General features: G+C 71.0%; 11 protein-coding genes, 1 tRNA gene and 1 pseudogene. 12 read left to right on the top strand and 1 reads right to left on the bottom strand.

Annotated features, from left to right (window positions below):
* The first annotated feature begins 21 nt into the window (after positions 1-21).
* The 8 genes from ACFU8Q_RS15525 (at position 22) to ACFU8Q_RS15560 (ending at position 4,670) form a co-directional block, all read left to right on the top strand.
* On the top strand, positions 22-687 hold the full coding sequence (locus tag ACFU8Q_RS15525) for a DUF2637 domain-containing protein (protein ID WP_384453226.1): 666 nt from the start codon (positions 22-24) through the stop codon (positions 685-687).
* Between the two features lie 19 nt (positions 688-706).
* A complete protein-coding gene (locus ACFU8Q_RS15530) occupies positions 707-901 on the top strand; it encodes a hypothetical protein (protein ID WP_322109369.1) in 195 nt (64 codons plus the stop codon).
* Position 902: 1 nt separating this feature from the next.
* The gene (locus tag ACFU8Q_RS15535; protein WP_384453229.1) at positions 903-1,094 is read left to right on the top strand and encodes a mobile element transfer protein; all 192 of its coding nucleotides are present in this window, start codon (positions 903-905) and stop codon (positions 1,092-1,094) included.
* A gap of 13 nt (positions 1,095-1,107) precedes the next feature.
* Positions 1,108-1,263, top strand: coding sequence for a hypothetical protein (locus ACFU8Q_RS15540; protein WP_322109367.1), 156 nt, complete (start codon positions 1,108-1,110; stop codon positions 1,261-1,263).
* 23 nt (positions 1,264-1,286) lie between these two features.
* A complete protein-coding gene (locus tag ACFU8Q_RS15545; RefSeq protein WP_384453232.1) occupies positions 1,287-1,604 on the top strand; it encodes a SpdD-like protein in 318 nt (105 codons plus the stop codon).
* Positions 1,605-1,714: 110 nt separating this feature from the next.
* The gene (gene repSA, locus ACFU8Q_RS15550) at positions 1,715-3,082 is read left to right on the top strand and encodes a replication initiator protein RepSA (RefSeq protein WP_384453249.1); all 1,368 of its coding nucleotides are present in this window, start codon (positions 1,715-1,717) and stop codon (positions 3,080-3,082) included.
* Positions 3,079-3,276, top strand: coding sequence for a helix-turn-helix transcriptional regulator (locus ACFU8Q_RS15555; protein ID WP_384453235.1), 198 nt, complete (start codon positions 3,079-3,081; stop codon positions 3,274-3,276). The genes repSA and ACFU8Q_RS15555 overlap by 4 nt, the downstream gene beginning before the upstream one ends.
* 80 nt (positions 3,277-3,356) lie before the next feature.
* Complete coding sequence (locus ACFU8Q_RS15560) at positions 3,357-4,670, top strand: tyrosine-type recombinase/integrase (RefSeq protein WP_384453238.1); 1,314 nt, start codon at positions 3,357-3,359, stop codon at positions 4,668-4,670.
* 201 nt (positions 4,671-4,871) lie between these two features.
* On the opposite strand, the gene ACFU8Q_RS15565 is transcribed toward ACFU8Q_RS15560, so the two are convergent.
* A tRNA-Arg gene (locus ACFU8Q_RS15565) sits at positions 4,872-4,944 on the bottom strand.
* 329 nt (positions 4,945-5,273) lie between these two features.
* On the opposite strand from ACFU8Q_RS15565, the gene ACFU8Q_RS15570 reads away from it, so the two are divergent.
* The 4 genes and pseudogenes from ACFU8Q_RS15570 (at position 5,274) to ACFU8Q_RS15585 (ending at position 11,395) form a co-directional block, all read left to right on the top strand.
* Positions 5,274-6,935 carry an ATP-binding protein gene (locus ACFU8Q_RS15570; protein ID WP_384453252.1) on the top strand — a complete coding sequence of 554 codons (1,662 nt, stop codon included), beginning with the start codon at positions 5,274-5,276 and terminating at the stop codon, positions 6,933-6,935.
* Positions 6,932-8,905: a GTPase gene (locus ACFU8Q_RS15575; RefSeq protein WP_384453240.1), complete on the top strand. Its 1,974-nt coding sequence runs from the start codon at positions 6,932-6,934 to the stop codon at positions 8,903-8,905. The genes ACFU8Q_RS15570 and ACFU8Q_RS15575 overlap by 4 nt, the downstream gene beginning before the upstream one ends.
* A 100-nt stretch (positions 8,906-9,005) precedes the next feature.
* A pseudogene (locus ACFU8Q_RS15580) lies at positions 9,006-9,407 on the top strand (single-stranded DNA-binding protein); the annotation flags it as partial.
* A 545-nt stretch (positions 9,408-9,952) separates the two neighbouring features.
* On the top strand, positions 9,953-11,395 hold the full coding sequence (locus tag ACFU8Q_RS15585) for an LAETG motif-containing sortase-dependent surface protein (RefSeq protein WP_384453243.1): 1,443 nt from the start codon (positions 9,953-9,955) through the stop codon (positions 11,393-11,395).
* Positions 11,396-11,494 lie beyond the last annotated feature (99 nt).

Below are 11,494 nucleotides of genomic sequence, written 5' to 3' on the forward strand. Positions count from 1 at the left end.
TGATCACAGGAAGGAGCCGTGATGGCCCGCCCCGCTCTCCGCATCGACGCCGTACTTGTCCAGGCCGTCATCGCCGGGGCACTGTCCTTCGCCCACCTGCACGACCTTGCCGCCGCTGCCGGACAGACCGGCTGGAAGGCCTGGGCCTATCCGGTCTCGGTAGACCTGCTCCTGGTCGCCGCCTGGCGTCGGCTGCGTGCCCATGGGCCGTCCCGGCTGGCCTGGTGCTGGTTCCTCATCGCCCTGGTCGCCTCGCTCGGCGCCAACGTCGCCACCGCCGGACTGCTCGACCTGAACGACGTCCCGGCATGGCTGCGCATCCTCGTCGCCGCCTGGCCCGCCCTGGCCTTCATGGGCGGCACCCTCCTCGCCCACTCACCCGCAGACCCCTCCCCGGCTCCGCCGGCACCTTCCGCCCCGACTCCGGACCCCGCGCCCGATACGGATCACGACCCCGCCGTTGCCGAGTCGAGCCGGGTGCCCGAACCCGTCGCCGCCCCGGAGCCCGAGGAAACCCCGGCCCTGCCCACAGCAGTGCCGGTCCCGGCCGCGCTGGTCGCCCACGCCCGCAAGGTCGCCGACGACCACCACGCCCGCACCGGCGCCCGGATCGACACCGACACCCTCCGCGCCCGCCTCGGCGTCCCGCACCATCTCGCCGACGCCATCGCAGCCCAACTCGCCTGATCCAGAAGGGAGACAAGCCGTGACCCGTGACCCGGCCGACCTGACCACCGCCGACTACCTCGACGGCGCCCACGAGATGACCGCCGCCAACCGGCCCTACCTCGCCCACCTGCTTGCCGAGGAAGCCGCCCAGCGCACCACCGACCCGGCCACCGCCGCCGGCATCCGCGCCACCTTCCCCGACCCGACCACAACCCGAGAGGAAACCGACTGACATGCCCGCCCGCGACTTCTTCCACTCCGTGATGCGGATCGGCCCCCTACAGATCGGCACCCACCGCGACCGCCGCGGCCAGACCAAACACGCCGCCGTGTGCACCAACGACCGGTGCGGCTGGTCCGCCGACTACTCCAGCCAGTCCGCCGCACAGCTCGCCGCCCGAACCCACCGCTGCCGCGTCAGCTAGGAGACCGACCCCGATGGACGTTCCGCTCTGGCTCGCGCTACTCACCGTCGGCTACCTCGGCGTCAAGCTCATCCGTCCGCCCTGGTGGCTCATCGCCGTGCTCCTCCTCGGCGGCTTCCTCCTCGCCGACAGCGTGCTTGCCCCCGTCGTCAACGGCCTCGTCAAGTAACACGACCCGAAGGGAGAACACCGATGCTCCGCCCGAAGATCCCGACCAACCCCACACCCACCGGCCACGTCATACCGCCCGTGGTCGTGGAGCCGACAACCGTCGTACCAAGCGCTCAGATTCCGCACCCTGCCCCGGTCGCTTCGGCGCCGTCACGGCCCACGGTGCAGCTCACCCCCGGCACTGCCCTCGCCCTCGTCGGCAGCGGGACGGCCGTGGTCCTGGTCGTCGGCGCCGTCCTGGTCTCCATGCTCCTCGCGATTGCCGTCACCGGCGCGTCGGTCGCCGTCTGCGCCCTGGTGATCCGCTCCCTCGTCAACGCCGACACCAAGCGACGCTGACCGGCCCCCGGGCGGCCTCGATACCGCCAAGCATCCGCCGCCCGGGCGCCGTCCCTGTCCGATCTCACAACCGGAAGGAAGAACCCAGCATGGCGCATCGCACCTCGCCCGTGCCTGCCCCGCTACTCGACCCGACCACCCTCGGTGACCTCCTACGGGTGGCCTCGGCCCCTGACTACACGCGCTGGGAGAACCAGATCCGCCGTACCGGCGGCTGCTCCGACCCCATCCACCTGACCGGCTGGACCCTCCACAAGGACAAGACCACCGGCGAGACCCTGCACCACTACACCACCGCCAACGAACCCGGCGGACGCCTCCGCCTCGCCTGCGGCAACCGCCGCGCCTCTCGCTGCCCCTCCTGCGCCTGGATCTACGCGGGCGACACCTACCACCTCATCCGCGCGGGCCTGGCCGGTGACGACCGCCGCGACGTCCCCACCACCGTCAGGGACCACCCCCGCGTCTTCGCCACTCTCACCGCCCCCTCCTTCGGCCCGGTCCACAACCGGCCCGACCGCGGTGTCTGCCGCTGCGGCGTCCAACACACCCCGGACGCATCGGAACTGGGCACCGCCCTCGACCCCGCCACGTACGACTACGCGGGCGCCGTCCTGTTCAACAACCACGCCGGACAGCTCTGGCAGCGCTTCACCACACGCCTGCGCCGCGAACTCGCCGCCCGCGTCGGCCTCACCCGCCGAGAACTCGCCGACCGCGTCCGCGTCTCCTACGGCAAGGTCGCCGAATTCCAGAAGCGTGGCGCCCTGCACTTCCACGCGGTGATCCGGCTCGACGGCCCAGAGGGGCCCGGAACGCCGCCACCTGCCTGGGCAACGGTCGACCTACTTGCCGATGCGATCCATGCGGCCGCGGCGCACTCCTACACGTCCGTCTCTGTCCCGTCCGCCGGGGACCAACCGGCCCGGTCCTTCCGCTGGGGAACACAGCTCGACGTCCGCCCGGTGAAGGCCTTCGGCGACGGCTCCGACATCACCGAACAGGCCGTTGCCTCCTACGTCGCCAAGTACTCCACCAAGGCAGCCGAAAACACTGGCACCCTTGACCGCCGCATCGGGGAACTCGCCGAACTCGACCGCCACCAGGTCCCGGACCACACTCGCCGCCTGATCACCGCATGCCGCGACCTGGACAGCCTCTACCCGGACCGGCGTCTCTGGGCCTGGGCGCACATGCTCGGCTTCCGCGGCCACTTCTCCTCCAAGTCCCGCCGCTACTCCACCACCCTCGGCGCCCTCCGCCAGGCACGCGCCGACTACCGCGCCACCCAAGAGGCCGCCGTCCTGGGCCTGGACGACCGCGAACCGGACACCGTCCTCGTCCTCACCGACTGGCAGTACGCCGGCCACGGCCACACCCCCGGCGAAGCTGCCCTCGCCGCAACCATCGCCCGGGACCTCCAGACCAACCGTGAGACCGCCCGCGACGCCCTCCTGAACGAAGGGAGCACGACATGACCACGGCGATTCGGTCACGCAACATGCTCACCCTTGCGGAGGTCTGCGAGGAACTGGCCATCTCGCGCTCGACCTTCTACGACTGGCGGGCGAAGCGTCGTGCGCCGCGCTGCATCAAGCTCCCGAACGGCGATCTCAGGATCCGGCGGAGCGACCTCGATCACTGGCTCGACGACCGTGAGGACGCCGCCTGATGGAGACGACGTACGACGTCAAGATCTACAAGATCCTCACCTATAAGGGCGCCCGGAAGGCCACCTATACGGTGCGCTGGGTGGTGGCGGGCAAGCGCTGGCGCGAGCCGTTCGACACTGTCGCGCTCGCCGAGGGCTTCCGCTCAGAACTCATCAGGGCGACCGGCAAGGGCGAAGCGTTCGTCATCGCGACCGGCCTGCCGGTATCGCATCGCTCCAAGTCGGCTGCCATGAGCTGGTACAAGTTCGCCGTCGAGTATGTGGACGCGCGCTGGGCCCAACTCGGCGGCAACAGTCGGAAGAACCTTGCCAAGACCCTGGCCGCGACCACCGTCGCACTCCTACGGGTCCGGCCCACTCAGTTCGAACCCGCGGCTGTGCGTACTGCCCTGCGCGAATGGGCGTTCAACACGAACAGGCGCGGTGTGGCTCCCCGGGACGTGGAGACCATCCTCAGGTGGGTGGAGCGGAACTCGCTTCCCGTCTCGGCCTGGGAGGACCCGGACAAGGTCGACGAGGTCCTGCGAGCCATCGACACACGCCTCGACGGCAGGCAGGCCGCCGCCTGGTCCCGCAAGCGTCATCGCCGGATCCTCAACGTTGCCATGAAGCACGCGATACGGCGGCGCATTCTGCGGGCCAACCCCCTCCCCAAAGGGAAGGACGTGACGGCTGCCACCAAGACCACCAATGCCGTAGACAAACGGTCCCTGATGAATCCGGACCAGGCCGCGGCTCTCCTCGACTGGATCCGGCGCCGACCGCGCGGAGGCCAGCGCCTGCACGCCTTCTTAGCCACGCTCTACTACTGCGGTCAGCGTCCCGAGGAAGCCGTGGCCATGCGTGTGAAAGACGTGACGTTGCCAGCCTCCGGCGCCGACGACCAGTGGTGTGAACTGCTGATTCACACGGCGACGCCGGAGGTCGGCAAGCAGTGGACCGACTCGGGCAGGATTCACGAAGAGCGCGATCTGAAGGGCCGTGCCGAGGGGGAGACGCGCACCGTGCCAGGGCATCCCGCCCTGACGCGCATCCTGAGGCAGCACATTGAGGACGAACAGCTTCAGCCGGGCGACCTGCTCTTCCAGGGGGAGAAGGGCGGCATCCTCGCCGGTTCCGTCATCCGCCGGGCCTGGCGCGGCGCACGCAAGGCGGTGCTGCCTCCGCACGTCTTCGAGTCGCCCACGGGGAGGCGCGTGTACGACAACCGGCACACGCGCCTCACGAAGTGGCTCAACGACGGGATACCGCCCGCCCAGGTGGCGGATTGGGCCGGCAACAGCGTCCCCGTGCTGTTGGCCACCTACGCCCGGTGCGTCGAGGGGCAGCTTCCTGATCTCAAGAGGCGGCTCGAAGCTGCGGGGGATCTCCCCGAGCTGCCGGATGCCGGCTGACTGTTCCGGCCGAAAACTTCGACACGTATTCGACACGGCCACCCGCGAAAACCCGGTGGCAGCCGGACAGCGCCGGACCCTCCCCGTGGTTACCTGGGGGAGGGCTCGGTGCTTATGCATTCGCTACGCCGCCCTCGCTACGGTGCGGTGACCTGCAAAAAAGGCCCTCCCGAGGGAGGGCCTGGCGCGGTACGGACTGCGCGCCCCCGGCAGGACTCGAACCTGCGGCCAAGCGCTTAGAAGGCGCCTGCTCTATCCACTGAGCTACGGGGGCCGGGTGGTGGCCTCGGCGGCCTGGAGCCCTGGGGCCTGGCCGGTCGGTTGACCTGCCGGGACAAGGATAGGGCTCCGATCGCCTTGTCCTGGTTGCTTCACCTGCGTGGCACGATGTGGAGGTTCGGTGAAGCGAACCGATAATCGCAGGTGGGTGGGGATCATGCATCGTTTTTGACGCCTCGCGCCCCGGGTGTTGTGCACTCGTTATGCCTGCGCCCCACTCGTCCCCTCTGTCCCGACTCCCTTCCGAGGGGAGAACCGGCGCGCAGAGGTGGCTATACGCTTCAAAAAGGCTCCAAAATTGGGCATTCTTCGCATGTGGTGACCTTGGACGTACGGCCTCAGCTCATCGACGCACTTTCCGCCCTGCGCGACCGTGTCGCTGCCGTGCGTCTTCCACTTCCGTTGCCGGGGGCCGCGCGGGCCCGTCAGACCCGGAGCGAGCTGCTCGCCCAGCTCGACGACTATCTGCTTCCCCGGCTCAGGGATCCCGAAGCGCCGCTGCTCGTGGTGATCGGCGGGTCCACCGGGGCCGGGAAGTCGACGCTCGTCAATTCGCTGGTGGGGCGGCAGGTCAGCGAGGCCGGGGTGCTGCGGCCGACCACGCGGACGCCCGTACTCGTCTGCCACCCCGATGATCACCACTGGTTCGCCGGGGGCCGCGTACTGCCGCGGCTCACCAGGGTCTGGCTGCCGCCCCAGGATTCCGGGGTACCCGGCCGGTGCGACGACCTGGACGGGCTCGATGGGGTGGACGGGAGCGAGGAGGAGGACGGGACAGCGCTGCGCGTCGAGACCGCGACCGGTCTGCCGCGAGGGCTCGCGCTGCTCGACGCGCCCGACATCGACTCGCTCGTGGTACGGAACCGGGTGCTGGCCGCCGAGCTGATCTGCGCCGCGGACGTGTGGGTGATGGTGACCACGGCGTCCCGGTACGCCGACGCGGTGCCGTGGCATCTGCTGCGTACCGCCAAGGAGTACGACGCCGCGCTCGTCACCGTCCTCGACCGGGTGCCGCACCAGGTGATCGCCGAGGTGTCGCGGCAGTACGGAGCGCTGCTCACCAAGGCGGGCCTCGGCGAGGTGCCGCGCTTCACCATTCCCGAGCTGCCCGAATCGGCCGACGGCGGCAGCGGGCTGCTGCCCACCACCGCGGTCGCCCCGCTGCGGGCCTGGCTCAGCCACCGCGCCCAGGACCCGGCGGCCCGCCAGCAGGCGGTCGGGCGTACGGCGGCCGGGGTCATCGCCTCGCTGAACGTACGGATGCCCGCGCTGGCCGGGGCCGTCGCGGCGCAGTACGCGGCGGCCGTGCGGCTGACCGGCTTCGTCGAGGACGCGTACCGCACGGAGGGCGCCCGGGTCCGGCGACGGCTGCGGAACGGCGGCGTGCTCGCCGGGGACGCCCGGACCCGGTGGCGCGGGTACCCGCTGTACAGCACCTCCGAGGAACTTCTCGAATCCCTGGTGGACAGTCTCGCCGCACTCCTGCGGTGCGCCGTGGCCGCCGCCGACGAACAGATCCGCACGACCTGGCAGCGCGAACCCGCGGCCGGGGCGTTCGGCTTCGAGGACGTCGGCCGGGAAGCCGGCGGATGGGGGCCCGCCGAGGACATCCGGGGCCGGATCACCATGGCCGTACGGCGGTGGTGGCGGGTGCTGGAGGAACTGGCCGAGGAAGAGGTGCGCCGACTCGAACGCAACGCCGCGCCCGACGCCGAGACGGTGGCGGCGCTGCTGGCCGCCGCACTGCTCGGCGGCCGTCGCACCCGCGGCGCCGGTGAACAGCTCGCCGAACGGATCGGCGCCCAGGGCGCGCTGCGGCTGCGCGACAAGGGCGGCGAACTGCTCACCGACTGCCTCGACCGGGTGCTGGACGGCGAGCGCGACCGGCGGCTCGCACCACTCGACGCACTCGACGTCGCCCCGGAGCCGCAGGCCGATCTCATCGCCGCTCTGTCCGTACTGCAGAAGGAGAGGTGGCAGCGATGACTGCCGTCATTGACGAAGGGACCGGTCGGGGCGAGAGTCCCGCACCTCACGAGAACAGCGACCACCCGGGCCGGACGCCCGACAGACCGACGCGCGTGCCGGAGGCGGGCGGGGACTGGAACGACGGGTTCATCGCCCGGCGCGCCGCCGCCAAGGAGGCGGGTCCCGGGCCCGGTACGGCGGACGACGACGTACGTACGCCGCAGGTCGAGGCGTACGTGCCGTCCGGCGGCCCGCTCCGGCCGCGGCTCGACGCGCTGCGTGAACTCGTCGGGCTGTCCAGGGCCAGGCTCGACGGTGCCACCCTCGCCGAAGCGGGACGCGTGCTCGACGAAGCGGCGGCCCGTCGGCGGCTCTCCTCCCGGCACACCGTCGTCGCCATCGCCGGAGCGACCGGCAGCGGCAAATCGACCCTCTTCAACTCCCTCGCGGGCGTCCAGATCTCCGAGACCGGGCTGCGCAGGCCTACGACCGCCGCCCCCATCGCCTGCTCCTGGACCGACGGGGCCGCCGGACTCCTGGACCGGCTCGCCGTTCCCGGACGGCTCAGGCGCAGGCCGCAGCAGGGCGGCACGGATGCCGACGGCGCACTCCAGGGTCTCGTCCTCGTCGACCTGCCCGACCACGACTCGGCGGCGCCCGGACACCGTGAGCAGGTCGACCGGGTGCTCGCGCTGGTCGATGCGGTGATCTGGGTCGTCGACCCGGAGAAGTACGCGGACGCGGCCCTGCACGAGCGCTACCTGAGGCCGCTCGCCGGGCATGCCGAGATCACCTTCGTCGTCCTCAACCAGGTCGACCGGCTGCCCGGAGACGCCGCCGACCAGGTCCTCGACGATCTGCGGCGGCTGCTCGACGAGGACGGCATGGCGCTCGGCGAGCACGGCGAACCGGGCGCCACCGTCATGTCCCTGTCCGCGCTCACCGGCGACGGAGTGGGCGAACTGCGCGAGGCGCTCGGCCGCTTCGTCCAGGAGCGCGCGGCGGCCGCGCGCCGGCTCTCCGCGGATGTGGACGCCGCCGCCGCCCGGCTCCGTCCGGTGTACGTCGCCGAGGGGCGGCCCGGACTCGGCGAGCGGGCCCGCGAGGAGTTCGCCGACAGGCTCGCGGAAGCGGTCGGAGCGGCCGCGGCGGGCCAGGCCGCCGAGCGCGAGTGGCGCAGGAACGCCGGACGGGCGTGCGGCACGCCATGGCTGCGGCTGTGGCGCTGGTACGAGTCCACCCGGCGGCCGGGAAGTCTGGAGTGCCCTGCGCTGCCCGCGCCCGCCGAGGAGGAGCTCACCGCCCGGCAACGCGTCGAACAGGCGGTACGGACCGTGGCGGACGAGGCCGCCGACGGGCTGCCCGGTCCCTGGGCGCAGGCCGTCCGGGAGGCCGCGGTGAACGGTGCGGAAGGGCTGCCGGAGGCGCTCGACGAACTGGTGGAGAAGGCCGGCCGGGACGACGGACGGGGGCGGCCGGCGAGTTCCTCCTCAGGTGGCGGTATGGGCGGTACCGGCCGCGGTACGGCGCAGGGTGGGGTCGGCCCGGCGGGTTCGACGGTCATGGCGACGGGGGTGGCCGGAGCCTCCGGTGTGGCGCACAGCGGTCGCGTGGGCGGGAAGCCACCGAGGCCCAGGTGGTGGCCCGCCGTCGTGCTGGCTCAGGCGTCGATGACGCTGCTGCAGATCTTCGGCGGTCTCTGGCTGGTCGGCCAGATCGTCGGCGTACTCGAACCGGGATTTCTCACGCCCGCCCTGGTGATGCTGGCCGGGGTCGTCGGCGGGCCGCTGGTGGAGTGGTCGTGCGCGGCCGCGGCGCGGGGACCGGCGCGACGGTACGGGCAGGAGGCCGAGCGGCAGTTGCGCGAGGCGGCGGCGGCCTGCGGCCGGGCGCGGGTGCTCGATCCGGTGGCGGCGGAGCTCGTGCGGTATCGCGAAGTCCGGGAGCGGTACGTGGCGGTGACGGAGTTTTCCACAACTGTTCGGTAGTCCACAGGCGTCAGCGGGATTTCCGCCTCTCCTTCAACCTGGGACCAGTGACCGTGCGGGTGCGGTCGCCGGAACCGAAGGCCGAAGGGGAGGCGGAGTCATGAACGACACCTTGGTGACACTGGTGGGCAACGCGGCGACGGGCGTGGAGTTCAGGGAGACCGCGACCGGCGGAATGGCGCGGTTCCGGTTCGCGGTGACGCCGCGCCGATGGGACCGCGAGAAACAGTTCTGGACGGACGGACACACCAGTTTTTACACCGTGTGGGCCTGGCGGGCTCTGGCATCGAATCTGTCCGGTTCCGTTTCCATCGGAGAACCGCTGGTCGTGCACGGCAGGTTGAAGGTGCGCGAGGAGGAACGGGAAGGCCGGCGCAGGACGTTCGTGGACATCGAGGCGGTCGCGGTGGGACACGATCTGACCCGGGGGACGACCGCGTTCCGGCGCGTGACGAAGGGCGATCCGAGGTCGGTGGCACGCGCGGGGAGCGTGGACCGGGGGGTTGACGCGGGCGGCACGTCGCCGGGCTCGGGTGAACCGGACTGGTCGGGCGGGCGAGACGAGCGCACTGACGGGGCTGAACCGGCCGAGTGGGGTGAACAGGGGGAAGAGGGTGAGCGGCGCGATCGGAGCGAACAGGGTGGACGCGTTCAACACGGCGAACGCGGCGAACGCGGTGAAGGTGGCGTTCAAGCCGAACGGAGTGAGCGGGTCGGGCGGCAACGGAGCAGGCGGCCGACGGGGCGTCAGAAGGACGGCCAGGAACTTGCGTCGGTGCTGTGACGGTGCCGGGGTGGAACGGGCGGACCGGAGCGGATCAGGGGTCGGGAAGGTACGCGGAGGCGTCCTGAGACGTCCTGAGGCATGTGCATGCGGTGTCGGCGATAACGATTCCGAGTCGGAATGGTTTGTACGACGGTATGACGGGGGATTCTTCATTGCTTCATCCTTAGGATTCCCAGTACTCACGGGGCACTTGAGTCGACTGGCGGGACAATCCCCACACGCGCATCAGGCGCGGAAGGTCCCGCCCGGAGGGGAATTCTGTGTTTTCTGCTTCTTCAGCGACCGTTTCGTCGTCCACGAGGGCGACCGATTCTCCACGGCGGCGGGGCGCGGCCCGGCTGGCCGCTTCGGTGGTGGCATCCGGTCTTGTCATAGCGGGCGCCCTCGTCGGCGCGGGCAGCGCGGTCGCCGATGAGGCACCGCAGCATCAGGGTGGCGCGGCCGCGGTCCTGGACGGGTTGAAGACCTACGACCGCGCCGTGCTTCACGCGGGCGGCAGGAATCAGGAGCTGCCCGCCGGACTCTTCGAGATGACCGTCGACGGCGGCGGCAAGCTCAAGACGTACTGCATCGACATTCACAACCCCACCCAGAACCAGGCGAAGTACCTGGAGACCCCCTGGGACCAGACCTCGCTCGGCAGCAACAAGAACGCGGGCAAGATCCGCTGGATCCTGGAGCACTCCTACCCGCAGGTCGACGACCTCGCCGCGCTCGCCGAGCAGGCCGGCACGGGACCGCTCACCGAGAAGACCGCGGCGGCCGGAACCCAGGTCGCCATCTGGCGCTACTCGGACAACGCCGATGTCGACGCGACCGACGGCCAGGCGGAGAAGCTCGCCGACTGGCTGGAGCACAACGCCGTCGACCAGGCCGAGCCCAAGGCGTCCCTCGCTCTGGACCCGGCCGCGGTCTCCGGCAAGTCCGGTGAGCGGCTCGGTCCGGTCACCGTCCACACCAACGCGGGCCAGGTCACCGTGACCCCGCCCGCCGACGCCGCCAGCGGCGTCAAGGTCACCGACAAGAGCGGCAAGCCCGTGACCGCCGCGGCCAACGGTGCCGAGCTCTACTTCGACGTCCCTGAGGGCGCCACCGACGGTTCCGCCTCGCTGACCGTCCAGGCCACCACGTCGGTGCCGGTCGGCCGGGTCTTCGCCGGGGTGACCAAGAGCCAGACCATGATCCTGGCCGGTTCCAGCGAGTCCACGGTCTCCGCGACCGCCACCGGCACCTGGGCCAAGCAGGGCGCGATCCCGGCCGTCTCGGCGAAGAAGAACTGCGCCAAGGGCGGTGTCGACGTCACCGCGAGCAACAAGGGCGACGAGGCGTTCACCTTCGAGCTGGCCGGTGTGAAGCACACCATCGAGGCGGGCAAGTCCGAGACGGTGACCGTCCCGGTCGCCGAGGACCAGGCGTACGACTTCACCATCACCGGCCCCAATGGCTTCACGAAGACGTTCAAGGGCGTCCTGGACTGCAAGACCAGCAGCAGCGGCACCGGCGGCCTCGACACCCAGACCAAGGACCAGCCCGCCCCGGCCACTGCCGGCGGCAGCTCGACCGGTGGCTCGGGTGACCTCGCCGAGACCGGTGGCTCCAGCGCCACCCCGGTCATCGCGGGCGTCGCGATCGCTCTCGTCGTCGTCGGCGGCGGCGCGGTCTTCCTCCTCCGCAAGCGCAAGACGCAGACCTCCGCCCAGTAGTCGCGAGAGCGGCAGGATCACACCAGTGATCGTGGAGTGACGAACGACAGGCAGACGGTCACGCCTGCCTGATGACGGCCCCGGTACGCGTCCGCGTAC

The sequence above is a fragment of the Streptomyces sp. NPDC057543 genome (assembly GCF_042801895.1).
Classification (GTDB): domain Bacteria; phylum Actinomycetota; class Actinomycetes; order Streptomycetales; family Streptomycetaceae; genus Streptomyces.

What these genes read in the sequence shown, in the direction of transcription:
- ACFU8Q_RS15555 (WP_384453235.1), top strand. Translation starts at nt 3,079, where the DNA reads ATGACCACGGCGATTCGGTCACGCAACATGCTCACCCTTGCGGAGGTC.
- ACFU8Q_RS15540 (WP_322109367.1), top strand. Translation starts at nt 1,108, where the DNA reads ATGGACGTTCCGCTCTGGCTCGCGCTACTCACCGTCGGCTACCTCGGC.
- ACFU8Q_RS15545 (WP_384453232.1), top strand. Translation starts at nt 1,287, where the DNA reads ATGCTCCGCCCGAAGATCCCGACCAACCCCACACCCACCGGCCACGTC.
- ACFU8Q_RS15535 (WP_384453229.1), top strand. Translation starts at nt 903, where the DNA reads ATGCCCGCCCGCGACTTCTTCCACTCCGTGATGCGGATCGGCCCCCTA.
- ACFU8Q_RS15525 (WP_384453226.1), top strand. Translation starts at nt 22, where the DNA reads ATGGCCCGCCCCGCTCTCCGCATCGACGCCGTACTTGTCCAGGCCGTC.
- ACFU8Q_RS15575 (WP_384453240.1), top strand. Translation starts at nt 6,932, where the DNA reads ATGACTGCCGTCATTGACGAAGGGACCGGTCGGGGCGAGAGTCCCGCA.